Source organism: Martinezella lusitana, from assembly GCF_900094565.1.
GTDB classification, from domain to species: Bacteria; Pseudomonadota; Alphaproteobacteria; order Rhizobiales; family Rhizobiaceae; genus Rhizobium; species Rhizobium lusitanum.
On record NZ_FMAF01000004.1, the window covers coordinates 158,003 to 181,248 of the forward strand.

Consider the following 23,246-nt stretch of genomic DNA (forward strand, 5'->3'; position numbering starts at 1 on the left):
ATTCTCGATATGAGCATATGTCAATTGCGGGAGAGCGGTAATTTCGTTCCGGCGAATTCGCGTTCTTCGAGGATGGCGTGACGGAAGCGGAAGAGCTTCGCCGGGCGGCCGCCGGTCTCGCTTTCGGAGCCGCCGGTCTCTTCCACCAAGTCCTGCTGTTCGATCAGCCGTCGGAAATTCTGCTTGTGCAGCGTCAGGCCTGCCAGCGCCTCGACTGTTCGCTGCAATTGCAGAAGCGTGAAGTTCTCAGGCATGAGCTCGAAGACGACCGGGCGGTACTTGATCTTGGCCCGCAGCCGCGCCATGCCGGTGGCGAGGATACGACGGTGATCGGCAAACATCGGCCGTCCGAAAGTTCGCGACTGCTCGCAGCCCGCCTCGGCGACGATACCGGCCTCGTAGAGCAGCTCATAGCGCTGCAGAACGAGATCTTCGTTCCATGCGGCCCCGTTTAATCCAAAGGCGAAATCGATACGGCGCCGGCGTTGATCACGCCTCGCAGCGTCACCATCGACCCAGAGCGCAACGCGGGCGGCGATGTCATCGAGGACCGCCGGCCGACCTTTGCGATGGTCTTCCCAAGGGAAATATTCGTACCAGCCATGCCATCCCGGCAGGCCGCCGCCGGGGGCTGCCTGTTCGCGCACCAGGCCGAGATAGCTGATCGAGATCGTTCGTCCGCCGAGGATCTCGTTGTTTCGGTCACGATCGGCGAAGGTATAAAGCTGCTCCAGATAGCCGACGGGATGAGCCGTCTGCTCCCTGATCCACTCACGAAGCCCGCTTTGCAGCGTGCGATGCCCAAGCTCGAACGGACCGGACGGCAAAGCTTCGCCCGACCGCACCGTCATCACCCTGGGATCATTGCCCGTGACAGCCGTCAGGACCGCGATCAGCTCGGCATGCGCAAGTCCGATGGTCAAGCAAACTCCATGATCTGTTTCATCACATGCTTTCTCGCATGAAGCGAGGCGCAAGCCAATGCGCGCGCTTGCGCGCTCCACATGTCCAAGCAATCCTGAGATGACCGATGGCGTTTAACGGCTCACATAATCCGGATATTGCTCGCAGATCAGATCGATGATCGATAATGTGCCGGAGAGATGCTTGCGCAAGGCGGCAACGGCCGCCTCCGGATCGCCCAAGCGAACGGCATCGACGACGGCCTGATGATCGACGATGATCTGCTCCAGTTTGCCCGGCATCGGCAGATTGAGCATCCGCAGCCGGTCGATATGTGCGCCCTGACGCCGAACTGTCGCCCACAGGCCGAGAATGTCTGCCCTCTCGTAAAGTACCCGATGAAAATCCTTGTCGAGCATATCAAAGAGATCGTAGGTCTCCGGCGACACGACACGTTTTTGGCGAGACAGAACCGTCTCCAGAGCCGCTGACGTCTCATCCGGCGCTTCCAGCGTCAGCCGGCGGATCGCCTCAAGCTCGATCGACAGTCGCAGGAAATGCGCTTCGGTGGCATTACGAATATCGATCCGCGAAACGACGGTTGCATATTGCGGATAGACCTCGACCAGCCCCTCCTCTTCCAACCGAATCAAGGCATCGCGCACGGGCGTCTGGCTGACGTTAAATTCGCTCTGCAGCGAGATGCGCGATAGCACCGTCGTCGGTGGCAGGCTCATGGAAAGAATACGTGACCGCAGGATTTCCAGGATCTGCGGCGCGACCTGACGGGAGCGGTCCAGGGCGAATTCTTTCGGGTTGAGCTTCACTGGCAGCCTTTCTGATCGAGAGCGTCGAACCTTTAAGCACAGTTTAGGGCTTGATGCACTGATACATTAGTGCTTTAGTCCAACCAAGCCAACTCCATTTCTCAAGGGTTGGATCAATGGGAGGAGTAGATGAGAGGATTTCTTCGCTGTCTGACCGCGGTCGGCGTGATGCTTGCCGGCACTTTTTCAGCCGGCGCCGCTGAAAAGACCGACATTTCGATCACGCGCCAGCCGGGCATTCTTTATCTCGCCAGCCACGTCATGGAGACGCAGAAGCTGATCGAGAAACACGCGGCGGCCGATGGCCTGCCCGGCGTCACGGTGGAATGGCGCACCTTCAGCGGCGGCGGCGCGCAGACCGATGCACTGCTTTCCGGCAGCGTCGACATCGTCAATACCGGCACCGGCAACCTCCTGCTGCTTTGGGATCGCACCAGGGGCAAGGTCAAGGGCATCGTCACCAATTCGGCCCAGCCGGTCATCATGGTCTCGCGCGATCCGCGGGTTCAGTCGCTGAAGGATATCCAGCAGGGCGACAAGATCGCCGTGCCGACGGTCGGCGTTTCGACGCAGGCTATCCTGTTGCAGATGGCTGCCGCGCAGATGTATGGCGACGACCAGGTGCACAAATTCGATGCCAATACGGTACAGCTCGGCCATCCCGATGCCATGGCAGCGCTTGCCAACCAGACGCATGAGGTGAAGAACCACTTCTCCGCCCCACCCTTCCAGTATCTGGAGCTGAAGCAGCCGGGCGTTCATAAGGTCATCGATTCCCGCGACATCATCGGCGGCGAGCTGACCCAGGGCACCTTCTTCACCACGACCCAGTTTGCCAGCGCCAACCCGACGATCATCAAGGCGGTGCGCGAAGCGACGGCGGAAGCGATCGATTTCATCAAAAAGGACCCGAAATCGGCGGTGGAAGCCTATAAGACGGTCAGCGGCGACAAAACTGGTGTCGACGACCTGCTGGCGATCCTCAATGAGCCGCACATGATGGAATTCCGCATGGACCCACAGGGAACCATGAAGTTCGCGGCCCATCTCTACAAGACCGGCACACTGAAGACGATGCCCAAGGCCTGGACCGACTACTACCTGCCGGAAGCAGCCGATCTCAACGGCAACTGACGCCTGCGGGCGGCGCGAATGCCGCCTTCAAGCCATTTCGTGGAGGAGCCCTCATGCTTCAGACAAAAATTGCCGCCGACAAGCCCACAACAGAAACGGCAACCGCAAAGCCGCTGTTGAATGTCGATAAGGTGACGCTGCGCTACAAGACGCCGAATCTCCTCATCACCGCGACGGAAAACGTCAGCTTCTCGGTTGCCCAGTCCGATCGCTTCGTTCTCCTCGGACCCTCGGGCTGCGGAAAATCGACCCTGCTGAAGGCCATCGGCGGCTATATGACGCCAACGGCGGGCCGGATCGAAATCAAGGGACAGCCGGTCAAGAAGCCCGGCGCCGACCGCATGATGGTCTTCCAGGAATTCGACCAGTTGCTGCCGTGGAAGACAGTGCTCGAAAACGTCATGTTTCCGCTGACGACGGCACGCCGCCTGCCACGCAGGGAAGCCGAGGCCATCGCCCGCGACTATATCGAGAAGGTAAAGCTCACCCGGGCGGTGGACACTTATCCGCATATGCTTTCCGGCGGCATGAAGCAGCGCGTCGCAATCGCCCGCGGCATGGCCATGCAGCCCGATATCCTGCTGATGGACGAGCCCTTTGCCGCACTCGATGCGCTGACCCGCCGCCAGATGCAGGATGAGCTGCTGCAGCTCTGGGAAGATACCCGCTTCACCGTCATCTTCGTCACCCATTCGATCGCCGAGGCGATCAAGATCTCCAACCGCATCCTGCTGCTGTCGCCGCATCCCGGCCGCGTCAAGGCCGAAGTGCGCGATGTGGAATCGGTCCGCAATGACGCCGCGGCCGCCGCAAAGCTGGAGCAGGAAATCCATCACATGCTGTTTGCCGAACAGGGACACAGGGAGTGAGACCATGAGCGCACCGCAGATCATCCTTGCCCCCGAGACAGCCGAAACGGTCGGCCATATCGCCGCCGTCGAACAGAAGCTCGGCCCGCTGGAGCTCCTCTGGCAATCCGGTCTCTTTCGCAAATCACTGCTGATCGTCGCCCTTGCCATCATCTGGGAGACCTATGCCCGGCATCTCGACAATCCCCTCCTGTTCCCGACGCTCAGCGACACGCTGACGGCGCTCTACGATCGGTTCGCCGACGGCGTCCTGCCAGCCCGCATCTGGACCACCTTGAAGGTGCTGGTGACGGGTTACGTCTCGGGAACGGTGCTTGCCGCCATCCTCACGGTCGTCGCGATCAATACCCGCATCGGCACCGATTTTCTTGAAACCATGACGGCGATGTTCAACCCGCTGCCGGCAATTTCGCTGCTGCCGCTCGCCCTCATCTGGTTCGGTCTCGGACCGGCAAGCCTCGTCTTCGTACTCATACATTCGGTACTTTGGGCTGTCGCGCTCAACACTCATGCCGGTTTCCTCGGCGTCTCGCGCACGCTGCGTATGGTCGGCGCCAATTATGGGCTGACCGGACTTTCCTATGTCTTCCGCATATTGATCCCGGCCGCCTTCCCCTCGATCCTGACCGGACTAAAGATCGGGTGGGCCTTTTCGTGGCGTACGCTGATTGCCGCCGAACTTGTGTTCGGCGTCTCCTCCGGCCAGGGCGGCCTTGGCTGGTTCATCTTCGAAAACCGCAATCTTCTCGACATACCCTCGGTCTTCGCCGGCCTGCTGACTGTGATCGTCATCGGGCTTATTGTCGAGAACCTGGTCTTCCAGACGATCGAGCGTCGGACCCTGCAAAAATGGGGCATGAAGGAATGATGCGGCGCATCGACTTATCGCTTCCACCAACATTCGGATACGAGGCTGGAATACAATGAGCAGCAGGAAAATACCGTCGGAACTGCGCAGCGCCAGATGGTTCGCCCCGGACGATCTCAGAAGTTCGGGGCATCGTTCGCGCACCATGCAGATGGGTTATGCGCCCGAAGAATGGACCGACAAGCCGGTCATCGCCATCCTAAATACCTGGTCCGATGCCAACCCTTGCCACGCTCATTTCAAGCATCGCGTCGAGGATGTGAAACGCGGCATCCTGCAGGCCGGCGGCTTTCCGTTGGAACTGCCCGCCCTGTCGCTGTCGGAAAGCTATGTGAAGCCAACGACCATGCTCTATCGCAACATGCTGGCGATGGAAGCTGAAGAGCTGCTGCGCTCGCATCCGGTCGACGGCACTGTCTTGATGGGCGGCTGCGACAAGACTACGCCCGGCCTCGTCATGGGCGCGCTCTCCGCGGGGCTGCCAATGATCTACCTGCCGGCCGGCCCGATGTTGCGCGGCAATTACCGCGGCGAATATCTGGGCTCCGGCTCGGATGCCTGGAAATTCTGGGACGAGCGCCGCGCCGGCACCATTTCGGAGAAGGAATGGGTCGACGTCGAAGCCGGTATCGCCCGCTCCTACGGCCACTGCATGACCATGGGCACGGCAAGCACCATGACGGCGATCGCCGAGGCGCTCGGCCTGACATTGCCCGGCGCCAGCTCCATTCCGGCACCGGATGCCAACCATATCCGCATGTCCTCGGCCGTCGGCCGTCGCATCGTCGAGATGGTATGGGAAGATCTCATTCCCTCCAAGATCGTCACGGAAGCCGCGGTTAACAATGCCGTCGCGGTGGCAATGGCGACGGGCTGTTCCACCAATGCCGTCGTCCATTTGATCGCCATGGCGCGGCGGGCCGGCGTCAATCTCTCGCTTGACGATCTCGACACGGCTGGCCGCACCACGCCGGTGCTCGCCAACATCAGGCCGACCGGCAAGACCTATCTGATGGAGGATTTCTATTACGCCGGCGGCCTCAGAGCGCTGATGGCGAAGCTCTCTTCCAAGCTCGACCTGTCGGCACTCACCGTATCCGGCGTTACGCTCGGCGAAACGCTGGAAGGTGCCAAATGCTACAATGACGACGTCATCCGCTCGCTCGACAATCCGGTCTATCATGAAGGCTCGCTCGCGGTGCTGAAGGGCAACCTTGCTCCAACAGGCGCCGTCATCAAGCCGGCCGCCTGCGATCCGCGCTTCCACAAGCATCAGGGGCCGGCGCTGGTGTTCGACAGCTATCCGGAGATGAAAGCGGCGGTGGACGATGAAAATCTCGACATCACGCCAGACCACGTCATGGTGCTGCGCGGTGCTGGCCCACAGGGCGGGCCGGGCATGCCGGAATGGGGCATGCTGCCGATCCCCAAGGCGCTCTTGAAGCAGGGTCATCGCGACATGCTCCGCCTCTCCGACGCCCGTATGAGCGGCACCAGCTACGGCGCCTGCATCCTGCATGTATCCCCGGAATCCCATGTCGGCGGCCCGCTGGCCTTGCTGCGCAACGACGATATCGTTCGTCTCGATCTCGAAGCGCGGCGCATCGACATGCTTGTCGACGAAGGCGAATTGCAACGGCGGCGCAAAGCATGGGTCAAGCCGGCCGAGAAATTCGGCCGCGGCTATGGCTGGATGTTCTCGCGCCATGTGGCGCAGGCCGATACGGGCTGCGACTTCGACTTCCTGGAAACCAGCTTCGGCCCGACACCGGGCGAACCCGACATCTATTGATCGCAAAGGATATTCTGTATGAGCAACTACGTGCTGAGCAACGAGACGCGCAACAAGCTGATGGGGGTCGCAACACCGACGATCGCCACGGCCCTCTTCAAGCGCGGCTTGCGCAACCAGTTCATCCAGGATGTCCGGCCGCTCTCGCCGAAGAAGGCGAACATGGTCGGCCAGGCCTTCACCCTGCGCTATATTCCGGCGCGCGAAGACCTCAACACGCTCGAAGTCTTCCGTAATCCGGAACATCCGCAGCGTGCCGCCGTCGAACAGTGCCCGCCCGGCGCCGTTCTGGTCATGGACAGCCGCAAGGATGCTCGCGCCGCATCGGCGGGCTCGATCCTGATCTCGCGCCTGCAGGTGCGCGGCGTGGCCGGCGTCGTCACCGACGGCGGTTTCCGCGACAGCCCGGAAATCGCCGCACTCAATATCCCCTCCTATCATCACCGCCCCTCAGCGCCGACAAATCTGACGCTGCATCAGGCCATCGAGATCAACGGTCCGATCGGCTGCGGCGACGTCGCCGTTTTCCCCGGCGACGTTCTTGTCGGCGACAATGAAGGCGTCATCGTCATTCCCGCACATCTGGCAGATGAAATAGCAGACGAGACCGTGGAGATGACGGCTTACGAGGACTTCGTGACCGAGGAGGTCATGAACGGCGCCACCATCATCGGTCTCTACCCAGCAACCAGCGACGCCCCGAAGCTCAAATTCGCCGAATGGCGAAAGAAAAAGGGCCGCTGACGGCGGCCCTCACGCAACAGCGTAGCCACGGGAATGTCCGTTACTCCTCGATTCCGGCTGCGCTTCTCGCCAGCATGCACAGGAAATCCACGTCGTCGCCGATCAGGGCGTCGATAATGCCGTCCTTGACGCAATGCCGGATCATGGGAAGCAGGTCCCTGCCGCCTTGCCAGAAAACGGCGAGTTTTTCCGGTAGCGGCAGGCTCAATCGCACAGCGATCCCAGCCTCCTGCAGGGCCTCGGCATCGGCTCGATGAAAGCGATTGAGCTCCAGCGACACGCCATCTATCCCGCCTGATCGCATGGAGGCGACGATATCGACCGGACGATGATGAAGGATCGCTTCCGTCTGCAGGCGGGGCTCGATCTCCTTCACCCGCCGCAGATCGAGGTGATCGAAGGAGGAGATGGCGACGTGCTCGAAGGCATCCATGTCCCTCAGCGTCCCGATCATGATGTCGGCCAGCCTGTCGGGCCGCTCCTGCTCCTTCATCTCGATGGCGAGGCGCGTGTCCGTCCGCTTCGCCCAGGAGACCACCTCGGCGAACGCCGGCGCGCGCGTGCCGGCAAAACGCGCATCGAATTTCGCGCCCGCATCGAGCGTCAGAATATGGTCGAGATCATGATCGGCGACGAAGCCTCGGCCGCTCGTGGTGCGATCCAGCGTCTTGTCGTGCATCACGACGATCTTGTCGTCGCGCGTCAGCATCAGGTCGATCTCGGATTCGTTGGCGCCGGCGTCCACCCCTTTCTGGAAGGCAAGGATGGTATTTTCCGGGAAATGTCGGCTGAAGCCGCGATGGGCTGCGATGCGCAGCAGGCCGTGACGAGCGGCATGAAGAGGTAGAGGCAATGGAAGTCTCCTTGGATTATCGAATGTTTTCAGCAAAAGCTTAGTGCAGCGTCGGGTCGAAGGCGTCGCGCAGATAGTCGCCGATCAGGCTGATCGACAGCGACAGCAGGAAGATCACGATGCCCGGCAGCGTCGAAATCCACCATTCGGTCATGATGTAATCGCGCCCTGCGCCGACCATGCTGCCGAGGCTGACGAGCGGCGGCTGGATACCGAGGCCCAGGAAGCTCAGCGCCGATTCCTGCATCAGGATTTCGGGCAAGATCACTGTGAGATTGACGAGAACCACCGAGAGGATATTCGGCAAGACATGCAGGAAGGCGATGCGGGGTGTGCCGGCGCCGTTGCGCTTCAGGGCAGCGACATAGCCCCGCTCCAGTTCCAGGCCGGCCATGGTGCGAACCAGCCGGGCGTAACGCTCCCAGCCGTAGAGGCCGAGCAGCGCCATGAAAAGCCAGAGGTTGTCGCCGAAGAAGGCGAGAACGGCGAGCGCGATGATCAGAAACGGCATCGATGCCTGGAAGTCCACCGCGACCCGGATCAGCATGTCGGCAAAGCCGCGGCGAAACGCGGCGAGCAGTCCGAGCGTCGTTCCGAGCGCCAGGCTGATCACTGAGGCGCCGAGCGCGATCAGCAGGCTGGTCCGCACGCCATAGAAGACACGGCTTAGAATATCGCGGCCAAGCTCGTCCGTGCCGAGAACGTGCTTGAATGTGCCGCCGAACAGGAGCGGCGGCGCCTTGCGGGCATGGAGATCGATCTGCGCAAAGCCATAGGGCGCAAGCGCATTGGCAAAGATCGCAACCAGAATGAACGTGACAAGCACGATCGCGCAAACCGCCGTCGTGAGATCGAGACGCGGGCTACGCGACGCTTTCTCGGACTTGATCTTGGGGAGCGCATCGGCGCCGGTCGCGGCGTTCGTCATGATGATGACCTTTCGAAGTGGCCGATCAGGCCGATGCCCGATGCCGCAGGCGCGGATCGGCGAGAATGTAGAGACAATCGATGAGGAGATTGGCGCTCACCATCGTCGCCGTGATGAGGATGACGATGGTCTGCACGATGTTGAGGTCGCGCTGCGCCACCGACGAAACGAGAAAGCGGCCGACGCCGGGCCAGGCATACACGGTCTCGACAACAGCCGCGCCGCCGATCATGCCGCCGACGAGAAAGCCGAGCATGGTCAGGAGCGGCAGGGCCGCATTCGGCATGACATGCTGCCAGAGCACCGCGCTCTCGCCGATCCGCTTGGCGCGGGCGGCCAGGATATAGCGCTGGCCCAGCACTTCCAGCACGCTCGAACGAACGAAGCGGGCGATGATGCCGGCATTGTAAAGACCGATCACCAGAACAGGCATGACCAGATGCGCCGCCGTCGATCCGCCGCCGCTTGGCAGCAGCCGCAGCGACACGGCGAACAACTGAATAAGCAGGATTGCGATCAGAAAATTCGGCAGGGAATGCATCAGCACCGCCAGCATCATCACGAAACGGTCGATCAGACCGCCGCGATTGCGCGCGGCCAGAATGCCAAGCGGCACGCCGGCGCCAAAAGCCAATATCAGCGCCGCGCCCATCAACTCCAGCGTCGCCGGCACCTTCGAAAGGACCAGCGTCAAGGCATCCTGCCCGTTCAGCAGCGACTTGCCGAAATCCCCGCGCAATAGATGGCCGAGATAGGAGAAATACTGGATGTAGAGCGGTTGATCGAGACCCCATTGCTGCCGCATCAGCGCCACCACTTCCGGCGGCGTCTCGACGGGCAACAGCGAATGCAGGGGATCGCCGCTGATACGCAGGATGATGAAGGTAAAGGTGATCGCCAAGAAGAGCGTGACGAGGGCCCTGAAGAGCGCACGCAGAATGGATTGAAGCATGGCCCGTTCCTTCAGAGCGTTTCGAGAACGGCGGCTGCCTGCCGCATCTTGTGGCGACGTCCGCGCGGAACGGCAGACAGAAGCTTTGCCGTGTAGGGATGATCTGGGTTTGCGAAGACCTCCTCGGTCGGGCCGGTCTCGACGATCTGCCCAGCCTCCATGATCGCTACGCGATGCGAGACATGGCGGACCACCCGCACGTCGTGGCTGATGAAGAGCAGCGACAGGCCGCGGGCGCGCTGCAGATCGAGCAGGAGATTGAGAACCTGAGCCTGCACCGAGACATCGAGCGCCGAGACCGGCTCGTCGCAGAGCAGGATCTTCGGCTCGACGATTAGAGCACGCGCGATGGCCACGCGCTGGCGCTGGCCGCCCGAAAGCTGATGCGGGAACTTCTGCAGGGCGGAGACCGGCAGGCTGACGGCCTTGAAGGTCTCGGCGGCGCGGTCGGACCGGCTCGACGGATGACCGATGCGGTGGATCGCCAGTGTCTCCAGCATCTGGTGGCCGACGCTGCGCCGCGGATCGAGCGCGCCCAGCGTATCCTGTGAAATCACCTGCAAATGCCTGGCCAGCCCGCGCCGGTTCGGCTTCATTAAGTCGTCAAAGGATTGGCCGAACAATTCGATGGCGCCTGATGTCGGCATCCGGTCACCGCAGAGAAGGGAGGCGAGCGTGGATTTGCCGCAACCGGACTCCCCGACCAGACCCAGCGTCTCGCCGGGCTTCAATTCCAGGCTCACATCCTTGATCGCGTGAAATCCCTGGGCTCGCCCAGGCCAGAGGGAGAAGCCGGGCGAATAGGAAAATTGCAGATTGCGGGCGGCGAGCGCGAGGCCGGCTTCATCCCCATTCGATGGGATTGTTTTCTCAAGCGTCATGGGAGCTCCATGGATTGAAGCAGGCAAGCGAAGCCCTGCCGGCGATCAGCGGCGGAACGGCCGTCGCGCAATGGGTCTCGACCCGCGGGCAACGTGGAGCGAAGGCGCAGGCCAAAGGCTTGGCATCGTGCAGCTTCAGCTCGCCTGGAATATCGGCGAGCTTCTCGAGCGGCTTGCCGCGGCCCGGCATCGCCTCCAGCAGCAACCGCGTATAGGGATGGCGCGGATTGTCGTAGAGATCGTCCGTCCGGTTGATCTCGACCAGCGAGCCCGCATACATGACCGCGATACGGTCGCAGACCTCGGAAACCAGATCGAGATCGTGGCTGATGAAGATCATCGGGATGCCGCGCTCGCGCACTGCCTTGACCAGCAATGCCACGACCTGCGCCTGAACGGTGACGTCAAGCGCGGTGGTCGGCTCGTCGGCAATGATCAGCCGCGGCTGCATGGCAAGCGCCATGGCAATCATCACGCGCTGGCACATGCCACCGGAAAATTGCGCGGGATAGGCATTGTAACGCGTTTCCGGCTGCGGAATGGCGACCTCCGCCAGCAGCCGCAGCGCCTCGGCCCTGGCTTCGCTTGCGGACAGGCCGGCGCTGACAGCCGCTTCGGCGATCTGGGAGCCGATCGTGCGGACCGGATCGAGACAGGAGACGGGCTCCTGAAAGATCAGGCCGATGGGCGGCAGCTTTGCGCGCGCCATCCCGCTAAGCTCCGCAGCATCGTACATGGCATCTTCGAAGGAAATATAGCCGGTGGCACTCGCCGTCGGACCCAAGAGGCCTGCAAGGGCAAGACAAGTCATGCTCTTGCCCGACCCGCTCTCCCCAACGATGCCGAGGATTTCACCCTCGGCAAGGTCAAAGGAGACATTGTTGATCGGATGAACCCGGCCCGCGCCCATTCTGAACGAGACACTCAGATTGTCGACCGAAAGAATGGGCGTTGCCATCGCGACGATGCTCAGCTCTTCTGCTCTTCGAAGGCAAGGCTGCCGGCACCAAGATCCATCTGGAAGGCCGGCAGCGGCTGCCACTTGATGCCTTTGCGGATACCGAAGAAGACGGCATTCTGGTGCAGGACAGTCACACCCGGATCCTGCCACTCGATCAGATGCAGCATGTCGCGGAAGATCTTGGCACGTTCGGCCGGATCGACGGCCTGCTCCATCTTCGCGCCCAGGGCGTCGAAATCCGCATTTTGCCAGATCTTGAACGAGTTCAACGAGCCGGCCGAGCTGAACTGCGTGAAGAAGGAAATATAGGGGTCGGGGACCTGCCCGGTGCTCGACCAGTTGCCAGTGGCCCGGGTCGACGAGTTTTCGAACAGCTTGCCGCTTTCGACGAACTTCATCTTGGCGTTGACGCCGACGGCCTGCCACATGGCGACGACGGCCTGCGTAACGGGATTTTCCGCCGTATAATAATTGTTCTGCGAGCGAATCTCGATTTCTTCGCCGTTATAGCCGGCATCCTTCAGGAGCTGCATCGCCTGATCCGGATCGTACTTGTAAGCCGGATAGTCCTTGAGATAGACGGGACCGTAGAGTTCGAACTGCAGGCCGTTCGGCACTCTGGTGCGGCCGTTCCAGATCGTATCGACGATCGCCTGACGGTCGATAGCGAGAATGAGTGCCTGGCGTACGCGCGGGTCCTTGAGCGCCGGATTGTTCTTGTCGAAAAACAGGATGCGGTGATTGGGAACCGGACCGCCGACGATCTCATGGCCGGCGCTGGCGGTCACGACCGCAAGCTGATCCGGCGGCAGGTCCGTCGCGATGTCGTAGTCGCCGGCGAGCAGTCCGGCGATGCGCGAGGAGACTTCCGGGACGATGCGCAATGTCACGCGCTTGGCGGCCGGCTTGCCGCGATAAGCCTGATCATGCGACGCGAGGATCACATTTTCATTGGTCGCATAGCTCTCGACCTTGTAGGGGCCGGCGCCGACCGGCTTCTGGCGCCATGTGGTCCAGTTGCCGCCGTTCTTCTGCCAGGCGTCCTTGCTGATGACGACGGCGGCATAGGATGCCAGGCGCTGCAGGAAGATCGGATCCTGGAATTTCGTGATGAAGCGAACCGTCAGCGGATCGACCACCTCGACATGATCGAGGCTGGTGAAATTGGTGCGATAGACGGGGTAGCCCGGCGCATCCTTGTTCAGGAGCCGCTCGGGGCCGAAAGAGAAGGCGACATCCTCAGCCGTCATCTCGCGGCCGTCGTGGAAGATCACGCCCGGACGCAGCTTCATTTCCAAAATGGTCGGCGAGACCCAGGTCCAGGATACCCCAAGATTGGGCTTCACCGAGAAGTCGCCGCGCATGTCGAGCGCAAGAACCGTCTCGTGAATGGAATAATTGTTGCGGAAGGCGACGTTGCTGGCCGCATCGACAGGCTCTTGCGATACCGGATTCTGCTGAACCGCGATGCGAAGCTCGGGTCTTTTGTCATCGCCATCCCCAGCGGAAGCAGACAGTGCCGGCACGAAGACGGAGAGTCCTGCCGCCGCTCCCATGAAAAGCGTCGTGCGGCGGGTAATGGCCATATTGAGGCCGGTGAGCAGGGTATCGGACATCGGCACGCTCTCCTGTTAAGGGCTTGCACAAACGTTTGCGCAAATAAGAAAGGACCACTTGCGCTCAAAACTGTCGTTTCAACTACGCAAGGGAGAATGGCCGCAAACTAGGGGAGCACGATGACGCACGTATGACAAGTTCAGGCGGTACGAAGCGCATCGGGCGCTTTGTAATGCGTGCTTCCAGTGGAAGATTCGACAGCTCAACCAGAAGGTCAAGCGAGGCTTCGCACAGCGAATCCGTCGGTTGTGCCACTGTCGTAAGCGGCGGCGCCCAATAGGCTGTGTCGGGCACGTTGTCATAGCCTACAACGGATATATCGGCGGGAATCCGCAGCCCGATGTCGCGCAGAAATGCAACGACCTCGATCGCAAGGCCATCGCTCCCACAGATGAGGGCCGTCGGATGCGTCATGGGCGAAGCCAGGATGCTCTTGAACGCGTCACGATCGCTATCATTCCTCTCGAAGGAGATGACATCGCCGACGATGGCACCCGCGCTGCCGCCAACCACGTCCTGATAGATCGACAGGCGATCACGAAGCGCGCTGCGGCTCACGCGGTAGACGAAGGAGATGCGGCTGTGTCCCAATCCCGTCAGATGGTCGAACAGCAGGGTCATGCCATGACGGTCGTCCGTCACGACTGCAGGCAACGGACCGGTCAACCCCGCGCCTAGCGTCACATGCGCCTTGCCCATGCGATCCAGATGATCGCAAAGGGCCTGCTGACCGGGGAGATCGCTGACCATGATCACGCCGTCGAAGAAATCCTCCTGGAACAGGCGTAGCTGGCCGGCGACCTCGCCAGCCTCCGCCTTCGCCTGCGCGACCAGCAGTTCCACCCCTCGCCGCTGAGCCGCCGCCTGAAGGCGGCTTGTCAGATGCGGCTGATAGTGACCCGAAAGACTGTTGACGATGGCACCGAACACACCGGTTCTGTGCGTTCTGAGCGATGTCGCCAGCCGGTTGACGACATAACCGACACTGTTTGCCGTCGCCCTGACGCGTTCCTGTGTCTCCAGGCTGATGCGGCTATCGGCATGACCGTTGAGGACGCGGGAAACCGTCGTAGCGGAAACGCCGGCCAGCCGCGCAACCTCAAGAATACCGATTCTCCTGGGTGTTTTCATATCGCCTTGCACAACCTCTTCCGCCCCGGGCGTGACAATGGCGAAAGGTCGATATCGGGGCAAGCGGCGGAGACGACAATAGCGTTGCGAGCTTCGATATCTCTGTCGCCGCCTATTCTTCCCTCACCAGTTTCAGAACGAGCTGCTGGAGATTGCCGCCGTCGCTGAATTCGACCTTGTCGAAGTCGACGTTGCGCTGCCGCTCTTTCTTGGAAATCTCGCCAAGCCGCTTCGTCAACTCCACGCGAATCCTGCTGCATTTCGGGTCGTCGGGCACGGAGAAGTCGACGCTCATGGTCTCGATTTCCTTGACCATATCCTTGATGAACCCACCATGCACCCGCTCATGCGCCTCGACGCCGGCAATGAACTTCTGCCAGCTTCTGCGCGTCGAGGCCGGCAGTCGTGCCGAGGGTTTCGGCAATGTGTAGGTGATGATCACCTTGGGAATGTTGACGGTGATCATGCAGGCGCCATCCGGCTGCGGCTCGTATTTGCGGGTCCAGGTGAGCTTGAAATCGGTATGGGCGATCGCCCGCACCTTGGGGCCGAGCAACGGACCCCGCTCGCCGATCGAATCATAAAGTTCGGCGCCGGACGTTCCAGTAATTGCATAGGTCTTGATGATCTCGACAGGCTGCCAATCGGCATAGGCAGGCATGGGCAGAAAAGCGATGCATAAGGCCATCGCGGACAATCGAATAGCTGATCTCACAAACTTCCCCGTGCACGCTGCTCTCAAGCGCGGCAAGCTAGCCGGTGACCCCGGCTATTTCAATGAGTGTCAGGCCTCAGAATGCAGAGGTCGACTGCAGCACCTCTTCGGCGTCCTGACGCTCCATATCGAAAACCTTCTTGCCGACCGCAAAGCTGAAGCCGTTGCGGGCGAAGGCGGACAATTCCTTTGACTTGCGCCTCTCATCCAGATCACCGCGTCGAAAGGGGCCGAAGCCGCGCTTTCTGGCAAAGATCACGGCCGCGTGGAGATCGTCGACCTCCTCCACTGCGGCGACGACCGTTTCACTATGTATCCCCTTGGACGCGAGCTTGAAGGCGATGGCTTTCTTCGATTTGCCGGAGCGAGCTGCGGAGCGCGTGCTGATCTCGGCGTAAACGACATCATCGAGTACTTTCAGCTCATAGGCGAATTTGACGGCAAAATCGGCAAGCGCTTTGATCTGCGCATCACTGATACCCTCGAATTTCTGTTTCGCCTTTCTGGCGATCGCATCGAACAGCTGCTTCTCGGTCATCATCCGGCGTTCGAGGCGATAGATCGTGGAGTTGCGCGCCCAGGAGAGCATGCGGCTTGTCGGCGTTTCATCCATGAAGGAAGACATTCGGCGAAAGAGGAATCATCACGGAGAATTTTACGCAAGCCAAGTCGTCCAGGCAATGAATGCGCTTGGTTATCATGGGATGATTGGCTATTGTATTGCTGTGGCCTCGACGCTGGAGTGTCGGGCGCCATACGTCATCGACGGTGGAGGCCGTCTCAACCACGACATCGCTATGGATATCGGAGCCCCCGGCTCTGCCGCTCGCTTTTGCGAATCGGGTGCCGTCGCTCCGTCAGAGGAGACAGGAATGGATTATCGCAAGCTCGGCCCAAGCGGGGCCGTCGTAACCGCCTACTGCCTTGGCACCATGACTTTCGGCGCGGAAGCGGACGAAGCCGCATCGCACAAACTGCTGGACGATTACTTCGCCTGGGGCGGAAATTTCATCGACACCGCCGACGTCTATAGCGCCGGCAAGTCGGAAGAGATCATCGGGCGCTGGCTCAAGGCGCGTCCGACCGAGGCACGACAGACCGTCGTCGCCACCAAGGGCCGTTTTCCGATGGGCAACGGCCCGAACGACATCGGCCTCTCGCGCCGGCACCTCGGGCAGGCTCTGGACGACTCGCTGCGCCGTCTCGGCATCGACCACATCGATCTCTATCAGATGCATGCCTGGGATGCCTTGACCCCGATCGAGGAGACGCTGCGCTTTCTCGACGATGCGGTGCGCGCCGGCAAGATCGGGTATTACGGCTTCTCCAACTATGTCGGCTGGCACATCGCCAAGGCCGTCGAGATCGCCAAGGCGCACGGATACACGCGGCCGGTCACGCTGCAGCCGCAATATAATCTGCTCGTACGCGATATCGAGCTTGAGATCGTCGACGCATGCCTGGATGCCGGCATGGGCATGCTGCCCTGGTCACCGCTGGGCGGGGGCTGGCTGACCGGCAAATACAGGCGCGACGAGGCGCCGACCGGTGCTACCCGGCTTGGCGAGAACCCCAATCGCGGCAGCGAATCCTATGCACCGCGCAACGCGCAGGAGCGGACCTGGGCAATCATCGCTGCCGTGGAAGAGATCGCCAAGGCACGCGGCGTCACCATGGCGCAGGTCGCACTGGCCTGGACGGCTGCGCGGCCGGCGGTGACCTCCGTCATCCTCGGTGCCCGCACGCGGGAGCAGCTTGCAGACAATCTCGGCGCTGGCGAGCTGAAGCTGTCGGAGGCGGAGATGGATAGGCTGAACGAGATCAGCGCACCGCAACCCGCCGCCTATCCCTATGGCGAGAGCGGCAGGAACCAGCGCCATCGCAAGATCGAAGGCGGCCGGTAAAATATAGTTTGGCGGCGAAGAGAGATCGTTCTTCGCCGCCAGCTTTTTCCTTGTCCCAGTCTCGGGCAAGCACAAGGGCTGCCGGTCAGACCAGCGGCGGATTGAGCCTGGCAAAGCCCTCCTGCCGTCGATATGGGAAATAAGGATAGGGCGCGGCCACGGCGCTGACCCGGTCCAGCTTTTCGATTTGCTGCTTGGAAAGCGCCCAGCCGACCGCACCGAGATTTTGTCGCAGCTGCTCTTCGTTGCGCGCGCCGATGATGACGCTCGCAACGGTCGGCCGGCTCAGCAACCAGTTGATTGCGATCTGCGGCACGCTCTTGCCGGTTTCGGCAGCGATCTCATCCAGAGCATCGACGATATCGAACAGCTTTTCGTCATCGACCGGCGGCCCGAAGGATGCTGTTTCGTGCAGACGGCTTTTCTCCGGCAGCGGCTGACCACGGCGGATCTTGCCCGTGAGCCTGCCCCACGCGAGCGGGCTCCAGACCAGCGCGCCGACATTCTGATCCGCGCCGAGCGGCATCAGCTCCCATTCATAGTCGCGGCCTGCAAGCGAATAGTAGACCTGATGGGCGACATGGCGCGCATATGAATGCCTGTCGGAGACGGAAAGCGATTTCATCAGCTCCCAGCCGGCAAAATTCGAAGCGCCGATATAGCGGATCTTGCCCGCCTTCACGAGACCGTCAAGGGTGGAAAGCGTCTCCTCGATGGGCGTCGAGGCATCGAAGGCGTGCAACTGCAGCAGGTCGATATAGTCAGTGCCGAGACGATGCAACGCAGCGTCGACCGATTTGATCAACCGGGAACGCGAAGCGCCCCAATCACCCGGTCCATCCCCCATTGGCAGTGCAGTCTTGGTCGAAATCAACACGGCGTCGCGCCGGCCCCGGATCGCCTGACCGAGCACCTCTTCGGAGGCGCCGGCCGAATAGACATCGGCGGTGTCGAAGAGATTGACGCCCGCCTCGAGGCAGATATCGACGAGACGCCGCGCCTCCGTCGCGTCCGTCGAACCCCAGGCACTGAAGAGCGGCCCGCTGCCGGCAAATGTGCCGGCTCCGAAACTGAGCACGGGCACTCTCAAGCCGGAAGCACCAAGATTTCTGTAATCCATCGTCTGTCTCCTTTGGTTCTCCTCATAGATAGACGCTTCGGCAGTGATGATATAGATTGTCGGAAAGAAACTAATTTGTGATTTCAATTCATCATGAGCCGTCAGGACATCAATCGTTCCGGTGAAATGGAGGTCTTCGTCCGCGCCGTCGAGCTCGGCGGCTTCACCGCCGCCGCTAAGGCCTGCGGCATGACCCCTTCAGCCGTGAGCAAACTCGTCGCGAGGCTAGAGAAGCGTCTCGGCGCGCGTCTCATCAATCGCTCAACGAGGCGCCTGCAGCTGACGCCCGAGGGTTGCGGCTTCTATGAGCGCAGCGTGACGATCCTCGCCGATATTGGCGAGGCCGAACGCCATGCTTCGGCAGGCGAGCAGGTTGTAGGGCATATCCGCATCAACACCAGCGGCTCCTTCGGCAATCATGTGCTCGCTCCACTCGTTCCCGCCTTCATGGCGCTATATCCTGATGTCTCGCTCGAGGTCTTTCATACCGATCGGATCGTGGATCTGATGGAAGAGCGGGCAGATGTCGCAATCCGCGCCGGCCCGCTGAAGAGTTCCAGCCTCACCGCCCGCAAGCTCGGCGCGACGCGTAAGATGATCGTTGCATCGCCGGATTATCTACGGCGGCATGGTGTGCCGCGCTCACCCGCAGAGCTTGAAAGGCACTGCCGCATCGGCTTTTCCTATTCGCGGGCGATCGAAGACTGGCCCCTTCAGTCCGGCAGCCAAATGATGACACTTCCGGCGACGCGCAACCTGCTGGTTGGCGACGGCGAAGCCATGCGCCACCTTGCGCTTGCGGGCGCCGGGATTGCGCGCCTCGCCGCCTTCACGGTCAAGGCCGATCTTGATGCCGGCCGGCTGCTTCCGGTGTTGGAAGAGCTCAACCCGGGCGATGTCGAGGAATTCTACGCCGTCTATATCGGCCAGGGTGGCCCCCTGCCGGCGCGGGTGCGGGCGCTCCTGGAGTTCCTGCGCGAGAATGTCAGGCTATGAAAAGGCGATGCGGCCCCTGAGGTCGCATCGCATCGATTGGTAGTCGCGCCAACGTGGCGACTTAGGCAGTCGGCTGCCGGGTCTTGCGCAGATAGGGCAATACCGTATCGAACGAGCCGAACCGGCTGATGGCGTCCTCGTTGGAAACGGCGGCGGTGATGATGACATCTTCGCCCTGCTGCCAGTTTGCCGGCGTCGCGACCTGGTGCTTGGTCGTCAGCTGGATGGAGTCGATGGCGCGGAGAATTTCGCCGAAATTGCGCCCGGTCGTCATCGGGTAGGTAAGGATCAATTTGATCTTCTTGTCCGGGCCGATGACGAAGACCGAGCGAACAGTGGCGTTGTCGGCGGGGGTGCGCCCCTCGGAGCTTTCGCCGGCACCGGCCGGCAACATGTCATAGAGCTTGGCGACTTTGAGGTCCTTGTCGCCGATCAGCGGATATTCGACCTCGAAGCCGGTCGCCGTCTTGATATCGCTCTTCCACTTTTCATGACTTTCGACCGGATCGACGGAAATGCCGATGACCTTGACGCCGCGCTTGGCGAATTCCCGCTCCAGGCCTGCCATCGCTCCGAGTTCGGTCGTGCAGACGGGCGTGAAGTTCTTCGGGTGGGAGAACAGAACAGCCCAGCCGCTGCCGATCCAGTCGTGGAAGTGAATTTCCCCTTGCGTCGTCTCTGCGGTGAAATCGGGAGCAATATCGTTGATACGCAAGCTCATTACCCTACCTCCAAAATGTGATCCTCGTCGCATGCCTTGGATTGCGAGCAAAGGAAACGGTCAAAAAGTCGACCGCACAATGGCGTCGAATGGCTCTCATGGGAAGCCCCTCTTTCAAGGGAGCGCCGTGATTGCAAGCGGAAGTCCTTGCGGCCGGCGATGCCTCGTGCGCGCCTTCAGCATTTCCAGAAACCCGTAGCCGCTTGGCCATCGTCCAAACCCGCTGGCGATATTGATGTGCCCGGCAAGGCCGATGTTGCGGACATCGGAATTCCAGAGCCGGCCGAACATGGTCAGGCGGTCGAGCCTCATATAGATGTCGTTGAGGCTGCCGATCGTGATACTAGGGAAAGGCAGCGCCTCCGTCGGCATCGTGCCGAAGGAAAGATGGCCGGCGTGAAGCGTCTCGGTTGCGGGAATATCGCAAGGAGCGACGAGAAGTGCTCCTTTGACCCTTCGCGCAGCCGGGCGACCGGCCAATCTCGCGGTCAGCAGGCAGCCCAGGCTATGGGCAACGATATAGGCTTCGCCGGCCTCTTCCAGCGCCGCCTCGAGGCTTTCCATCCAATTGCCGAGATTGGGATGGTCCCAATCGTCTTGCTCCACGAGCCGAACATCAGGATGATCCTGCAGCCAATAGCGTTGCCAATGCCCCTCGCCCGATCCGAACAATCCGGGCACGATCAGCACTCTGCTCATGATACCCTCGCAGCCGATTTCAGCGAGAACCGCAATCCGCGACACAAAACCAAGGGCGTGTCCCTTCAATACCAGGGCGCCGGCGTGGAGCACCAATAATAGAGCTCATACTCGCGCGCGGAAGGCTCCCGGCCGTCGCTTGCGATCGGCGCCCCTTGTACGGGCACAAGCCCATCCCTCTTTCTATCCAACGGAAAGAAGCCGAAAATCGTCTTCAGGCGACTGATGATACTAGATCTCATGCAACCCTCCATCTCGTTGAATTCCAGGCTTAGCGCTTGCAGATCGAACCGCCTTTCAGGCACTATTCCGCGGCAACAAGCACCCTCACCGGATGCGGAAAGAAGGCGGCAAGCTCGCCGACGACTTCATTGATCCGGTTGGCGAGCGGCTCCGAGGAAACCTTGTAATCGGTGAAATCGCGATCCGAGGCATAGACCGCAGTCGGCAGCGTATGGGCCATGAAGAAGCCGAAGAGCGGCCGTAGTTGGTGCTCCACCATCAGCGCATGCCGGTCGCCTCCGCCCGTCGCCGTGATGATGATCGGCTTGGCGCGCAGTTCATGAGGATCGATAAGGTCGATGAGATGCTTGAAGAGCCCCGGATAGGATCCCTTGAAGGTCGGCGAACCGATGATCAGCGCATCCGACGAGACGATATCGTCGATGACGCTCTTGGCTTGATCGTCAAGATCCTTGCGCCATTGCGCTGCGCCGAGCGAGGGACCGACATCGTGCAGGTCGTAGACCTTGCTGGCAAACCCATATCGGTCGCTCGCCAGACCGGCGACGGTCCGAACCAGCGCGTAGGTCTTTGATGGCCGATTGAAGCTGCCGGCGATGCCGACGAGTTTAGGGGCGCTCATTCTTATTCCTTTCCGAACGTCGGGCACGCTTTCGATAATGCGAATATTGTCCACAAAATTGATAGATTAAAAGAAACGACGATCTCTCGTTGGTCGCAAAACCGAAAATCTCTTCCCTGCTTGTAGGGGCTGCCCGTCCCGGGTGATCCAAAATGCGCGATGCCCAGCCATTTCACTCATATCGCCGAAAAACTTGTCGCGCGGGGCTGGGCGAAAAAACAAAGCACGCTATCTGAGGCACATGAGCGTGGAGGAATATAATATCAGGTCTGTGGAGGAGACAGCCCGGCACAAAGGAAGAGGTTTGCGATGCCCAATTCGGTTCTGAATGCCCTAGGACAGCCGCTTTACTACAGCGATACGTCGACGGGTTTCTTTTCGGCCACCGGCTCCGGCCCTACGCTCCACGGCACCGCCGGAAATGATTCCATGTGGGGTGACAACACCGTCAACGTGACGATGATGGGTGGCACCGGCGACGATATCTACTATCTCTATTCAAGCATCAACCACGCCTACGAGGCGCCCAATGCCGGTGTCGATACCATCAACACCTGGATGGACTACACCCTGCCGGACAATTTCGAAAATCTCACGGTGACCGGCAACAACCGCCATGCCTATGGCAATAGCGCCGACAACATCATCACAGGCGGCAGCGGCAGCCAGACCATCGACGGCGGCGCCGGCAACGACGTGCTGACAGGCGGCGGCGGTGCCGATACCTTCATCGTCACCAAGGGCAACGGCAGCGATCTCATTACCGACTTCAGCGCTGACGACAAGGTGCGCCTCAACCAATACGGTCTGACTTCCTTCGATCAGGTCGTCAGCCATACCAGCCAGGATGGCGCCAACCTGCATCTCGATCTCGGTAACGGCGAAAGCCTGGTCTTCGCCAACAAGACGGTTGCCGATCTGCACGAAAATCAGTTCCAGCTCGGATTGGACAGATCCTTGCTGACGCAAACCTTTTCAGACGATTTCAACGCGCTCTCGCTGCATGAGGGAACACAGGGCACCTGGGACGCGAAATATTCCTGGGCACCGGACAAGGGCAGCAGCCTGAACGACGAGCTGCAATGGTACATCAACCCGTCCTATGCGCCGACGGCATCGGCAAATCCGTTTTCAATTTCATCCGACGGTGTTCTCACCATCACCGCGAAACCGACGCCCGACGCATTGAAGACAATCACCGAGAACCATAACTACACGTCCGGCGTACTGACCACCCATTCCTCCTTCTCCCAGACCTACGGGTATTTCGAAATGCGCGCCGAGATGCCGCATGACCAGGGCGTCTGGCCGGCCTTCTGGCTGCTGCCGGAGGATGGCTCCTGGCCGCCGGAACTCGACGTGGCGGAAATGCGTGGCCAGAACCCGAATACGGTCAACGTCACGGTTCATTCGAATGCCACCGGCGAGCACACGATGACGTCCATTCCAGTGGAAGTGCCGAGCACCGACGGCTTCCACAATTACGGCGTGCTCTGGGACAAGGATCAGATCACCTGGTATTTCGACGACGTCGCCGTCGCCCATGCCGCCACGCCCGCCGATATGCATGGTCCGATGTATATGCTTGTCGATCTCGCCGTCGGAGGCCTGGCGGGCACGCCGTCGGACGGGCTCCAGCACGGATCCGAAATGAAGATCGACTACATCAAGGCCTATTCGCTGGACGACCATGCAGCGCAACTCGCCGCCTCGGCCCAAACAGCCCATACGTCGGATTGGCATATCTGAGAAGATCAAGGGTGCCT

Annotated in this window: 24 protein-coding genes; 8 read left to right on the forward strand and 16 right to left on the reverse strand. The window is 60.9% G+C overall.

The window, feature by feature from the left end; all coding sequences use genetic code 11:
* Positions 1-20: 20 nt before the first annotated feature.
* Both GA0061101_RS10100 and GA0061101_RS10105 read right to left on the reverse strand, forming a co-directional pair.
* Positions 21-923 (reverse strand): NUDIX hydrolase, encoded by a 903-nt coding sequence (locus tag GA0061101_RS10100; protein ID WP_037192336.1) that lies wholly within the window; start codon positions 921-923, stop codon positions 21-23.
* A 114-nt stretch (positions 924-1,037) separates the two neighbouring features.
* Complete coding sequence (locus tag GA0061101_RS10105) at positions 1,038-1,730, reverse strand: GntR family transcriptional regulator (protein WP_037192338.1); 693 nt, start codon at positions 1,728-1,730, stop codon at positions 1,038-1,040.
* A 129-nt stretch (positions 1,731-1,859) separates the two neighbouring features.
* Between GA0061101_RS10105 and GA0061101_RS10110 the strand changes: the two genes are divergently transcribed.
* The 5 genes from GA0061101_RS10110 to GA0061101_RS10130 are packed head-to-tail and all read left to right on the forward strand — an operon-like array spanning position 1,860 to position 7,137.
* On the forward strand, positions 1,860-2,864 hold the full coding sequence (locus GA0061101_RS10110; protein WP_037192340.1) for an ABC transporter substrate-binding protein: 1,005 nt from the start codon (positions 1,860-1,862) through the stop codon (positions 2,862-2,864).
* A 53-nt stretch (positions 2,865-2,917) separates the two neighbouring features.
* A complete protein-coding gene (locus GA0061101_RS10115) occupies positions 2,918-3,733 on the forward strand; it encodes an ABC transporter ATP-binding protein (RefSeq protein WP_051963302.1) in 816 nt (271 codons plus the stop codon).
* A gap of 4 nt (positions 3,734-3,737) precedes the next feature.
* Entirely contained in the window at positions 3,738-4,601 is an 864-nt protein-coding gene (locus tag GA0061101_RS10120; protein ID WP_037192342.1) for an ABC transporter permease, read from the forward strand.
* Between the two features lie 55 nt (positions 4,602-4,656).
* Positions 4,657-6,393 carry an L-arabinonate dehydratase gene (gene araD / locus GA0061101_RS10125; RefSeq protein ID WP_037192344.1) on the forward strand — a complete coding sequence of 579 codons (1,737 nt, stop codon included), beginning with the start codon at positions 4,657-4,659 and terminating at the stop codon, positions 6,391-6,393.
* A gap of 18 nt (positions 6,394-6,411) precedes the next feature.
* A complete protein-coding gene (locus tag GA0061101_RS10130) occupies positions 6,412-7,137 on the forward strand; it encodes a ribonuclease activity regulator RraA (RefSeq protein WP_037192346.1) in 726 nt (241 codons plus the stop codon).
* A gap of 40 nt (positions 7,138-7,177) precedes the next feature.
* Here GA0061101_RS10130 and GA0061101_RS10135 read toward each other — a convergent pair whose 3' ends face one another.
* From GA0061101_RS10135 to recX, 9 genes are all read right to left on the reverse strand, one after another.
* Complete coding sequence (locus GA0061101_RS10135; RefSeq protein ID WP_037192349.1) at positions 7,178-7,990, reverse strand: glycerophosphodiester phosphodiesterase; 813 nt, start codon at positions 7,988-7,990, stop codon at positions 7,178-7,180.
* Positions 7,991-8,030: 40 nt separating this feature from the next.
* A complete protein-coding gene (locus tag GA0061101_RS10140; RefSeq protein WP_037192352.1) occupies positions 8,031-8,918 on the reverse strand; it encodes an ABC transporter permease in 888 nt (295 codons plus the stop codon).
* Positions 8,919-8,943: 25 nt separating this feature from the next.
* Positions 8,944-9,870, reverse strand: a complete 927-nt coding sequence (locus GA0061101_RS10145) for an ABC transporter permease (RefSeq protein WP_037192354.1) — start codon at positions 9,868-9,870, stop codon at positions 8,944-8,946.
* An 11-nt stretch (positions 9,871-9,881) separates the two neighbouring features.
* Positions 9,882-10,751, reverse strand: coding sequence for an ABC transporter ATP-binding protein (locus GA0061101_RS10150; protein WP_037192356.1), 870 nt, complete (start codon positions 10,749-10,751; stop codon positions 9,882-9,884).
* Complete coding sequence (locus tag GA0061101_RS10155) at positions 10,741-11,709, reverse strand: ABC transporter ATP-binding protein (protein WP_037192359.1); 969 nt, start codon at positions 11,707-11,709, stop codon at positions 10,741-10,743. The genes GA0061101_RS10150 and GA0061101_RS10155 overlap by 11 nt, the downstream gene beginning before the upstream one ends.
* An 11-nt stretch (positions 11,710-11,720) precedes the next feature.
* Complete coding sequence (locus GA0061101_RS10160) at positions 11,721-13,328, reverse strand: ABC transporter substrate-binding protein (RefSeq protein WP_051963303.1); 1,608 nt, start codon at positions 13,326-13,328, stop codon at positions 11,721-11,723.
* A gap of 82 nt (positions 13,329-13,410) precedes the next feature.
* A complete protein-coding gene (locus GA0061101_RS10165; RefSeq protein WP_037193160.1) occupies positions 13,411-14,460 on the reverse strand; it encodes a LacI family DNA-binding transcriptional regulator in 1,050 nt (349 codons plus the stop codon).
* A 112-nt stretch (positions 14,461-14,572) separates the two neighbouring features.
* Positions 14,573-15,148, reverse strand: coding sequence for a DUF922 domain-containing Zn-dependent protease (locus GA0061101_RS10170; protein ID WP_037192362.1), 576 nt, complete (start codon positions 15,146-15,148; stop codon positions 14,573-14,575).
* A 103-nt stretch (positions 15,149-15,251) separates the two neighbouring features.
* Positions 15,252-15,788, reverse strand: coding sequence for a recombination regulator RecX (gene recX, locus GA0061101_RS10175; RefSeq protein WP_037192365.1), 537 nt, complete (start codon positions 15,786-15,788; stop codon positions 15,252-15,254).
* 259 nt (positions 15,789-16,047) lie between these two features.
* Here recX and GA0061101_RS10180 point away from each other — a divergent pair, with 259 nt between their 5' ends.
* The gene (locus GA0061101_RS10180; RefSeq protein ID WP_037193163.1) at positions 16,048-17,079 is read left to right on the forward strand and encodes an aldo/keto reductase; all 1,032 of its coding nucleotides are present in this window, start codon (positions 16,048-16,050) and stop codon (positions 17,077-17,079) included.
* Between the two features lie 85 nt (positions 17,080-17,164).
* Here the strand turns inward: GA0061101_RS10180 and GA0061101_RS10185 are convergent, their stop codons facing one another.
* Positions 17,165-18,199 (reverse strand): aldo/keto reductase, encoded by a 1,035-nt coding sequence (locus GA0061101_RS10185; protein WP_037192367.1) that lies wholly within the window; start codon positions 18,197-18,199, stop codon positions 17,165-17,167.
* Positions 18,200-18,292: 93 nt separating this feature from the next.
* On the opposite strand from GA0061101_RS10185, the gene GA0061101_RS10190 reads away from it, so the two are divergent.
* On the forward strand, positions 18,293-19,195 hold the full coding sequence (locus tag GA0061101_RS10190; RefSeq protein ID WP_037192369.1) for a LysR family transcriptional regulator: 903 nt from the start codon (positions 18,293-18,295) through the stop codon (positions 19,193-19,195).
* Positions 19,196-19,256: 61 nt separating this feature from the next.
* On the opposite strand, the gene GA0061101_RS10195 is transcribed toward GA0061101_RS10190, so the two are convergent.
* The 4 genes from GA0061101_RS10195 to msuE form a co-directional block, all read right to left on the reverse strand.
* Entirely contained in the window at positions 19,257-19,916 is a 660-nt protein-coding gene (locus GA0061101_RS10195; protein ID WP_037192372.1) for a peroxiredoxin, read from the reverse strand.
* 114 nt (positions 19,917-20,030) lie between these two features.
* Positions 20,031-20,615, reverse strand: a complete 585-nt coding sequence (locus GA0061101_RS10200; protein ID WP_037193174.1) for an RBBP9/YdeN family alpha/beta hydrolase — start codon at positions 20,613-20,615, stop codon at positions 20,031-20,033.
* A gap of 65 nt (positions 20,616-20,680) precedes the next feature.
* Entirely contained in the window at positions 20,681-20,857 is a 177-nt protein-coding gene (locus GA0061101_RS10205; RefSeq protein ID WP_245297462.1) for a hypothetical protein, read from the reverse strand.
* Between the two features lie 62 nt (positions 20,858-20,919).
* A complete protein-coding gene (gene msuE / locus GA0061101_RS10210) occupies positions 20,920-21,480 on the reverse strand; it encodes an FMN reductase (RefSeq protein WP_037192376.1) in 561 nt (186 codons plus the stop codon).
* A gap of 309 nt (positions 21,481-21,789) precedes the next feature.
* Here msuE and eglC point away from each other — a divergent pair, with 309 nt between their 5' ends.
* Positions 21,790-23,229 (forward strand): endo-1,3-1,4-beta-glycanase EglC, encoded by a 1,440-nt coding sequence (gene eglC, locus GA0061101_RS10215; RefSeq protein ID WP_037192379.1) that lies wholly within the window; start codon positions 21,790-21,792, stop codon positions 23,227-23,229.
* Positions 23,230-23,246: the final 17 nt, after the last annotated feature.

What these genes read in the sequence shown, in the direction of transcription:
- msuE (WP_037192376.1), bottom strand. Translation starts at nt 21,480, where the DNA reads ATGAGCGCCCCTAAACTCGTCGGCATCGCCGGCAGCTTCAATCGGCCA.
- GA0061101_RS10205 (WP_245297462.1), bottom strand. Translation starts at nt 20,857, where the DNA reads ATGAGATCTAGTATCATCAGTCGCCTGAAGACGATTTTCGGCTTCTTT.
- GA0061101_RS10120 (WP_037192342.1), top strand. Translation starts at nt 3,738, where the DNA reads ATGAGCGCACCGCAGATCATCCTTGCCCCCGAGACAGCCGAAACGGTC.
- GA0061101_RS10115 (WP_051963302.1), top strand. Translation starts at nt 2,918, where the DNA reads ATGCTTCAGACAAAAATTGCCGCCGACAAGCCCACAACAGAAACGGCA.
- GA0061101_RS10180 (WP_037193163.1), top strand. Translation starts at nt 16,048, where the DNA reads ATGGATTATCGCAAGCTCGGCCCAAGCGGGGCCGTCGTAACCGCCTAC.
- GA0061101_RS10145 (WP_037192354.1), bottom strand. Translation starts at nt 9,870, where the DNA reads ATGCTTCAATCCATTCTGCGTGCGCTCTTCAGGGCCCTCGTCACGCTC.
- GA0061101_RS10110 (WP_037192340.1), top strand. Translation starts at nt 1,860, where the DNA reads ATGAGAGGATTTCTTCGCTGTCTGACCGCGGTCGGCGTGATGCTTGCC.
- GA0061101_RS10140 (WP_037192352.1), bottom strand. Translation starts at nt 8,918, where the DNA reads ATGACGAACGCCGCGACCGGCGCCGATGCGCTCCCCAAGATCAAGTCC.
- GA0061101_RS10200 (WP_037193174.1), bottom strand. Translation starts at nt 20,615, where the DNA reads ATGAGCAGAGTGCTGATCGTGCCCGGATTGTTCGGATCGGGCGAGGGG.
- GA0061101_RS10150 (WP_037192356.1), bottom strand. Translation starts at nt 10,751, where the DNA reads ATGACGCTTGAGAAAACAATCCCATCGAATGGGGATGAAGCCGGCCTC.
- GA0061101_RS10165 (WP_037193160.1), bottom strand. Translation starts at nt 14,460, where the DNA reads ATGAAAACACCCAGGAGAATCGGTATTCTTGAGGTTGCGCGGCTGGCC.
- eglC (WP_037192379.1), top strand. Translation starts at nt 21,790, where the DNA reads ATGCCCAATTCGGTTCTGAATGCCCTAGGACAGCCGCTTTACTACAGC.
- GA0061101_RS10130 (WP_037192346.1), top strand. Translation starts at nt 6,412, where the DNA reads ATGAGCAACTACGTGCTGAGCAACGAGACGCGCAACAAGCTGATGGGG.
- araD (WP_037192344.1), top strand. Translation starts at nt 4,657, where the DNA reads ATGAGCAGCAGGAAAATACCGTCGGAACTGCGCAGCGCCAGATGGTTC.
- GA0061101_RS10155 (WP_037192359.1), bottom strand. Translation starts at nt 11,709, where the DNA reads ATGGCAACGCCCATTCTTTCGGTCGACAATCTGAGTGTCTCGTTCAGA.
- GA0061101_RS10170 (WP_037192362.1), bottom strand. Translation starts at nt 15,148, where the DNA reads ATGGCCTTATGCATCGCTTTTCTGCCCATGCCTGCCTATGCCGATTGG.
- GA0061101_RS10190 (WP_037192369.1), top strand. Translation starts at nt 18,293, where the DNA reads ATGAGCCGTCAGGACATCAATCGTTCCGGTGAAATGGAGGTCTTCGTC.
- GA0061101_RS10185 (WP_037192367.1), bottom strand. Translation starts at nt 18,199, where the DNA reads ATGGATTACAGAAATCTTGGTGCTTCCGGCTTGAGAGTGCCCGTGCTC.
- GA0061101_RS10160 (WP_051963303.1), bottom strand. Translation starts at nt 13,328, where the DNA reads ATGTCCGATACCCTGCTCACCGGCCTCAATATGGCCATTACCCGCCGC.
- GA0061101_RS10195 (WP_037192372.1), bottom strand. Translation starts at nt 19,916, where the DNA reads ATGAGCTTGCGTATCAACGATATTGCTCCCGATTTCACCGCAGAGACG.
- recX (WP_037192365.1), bottom strand. Translation starts at nt 15,788, where the DNA reads ATGGATGAAACGCCGACAAGCCGCATGCTCTCCTGGGCGCGCAACTCC.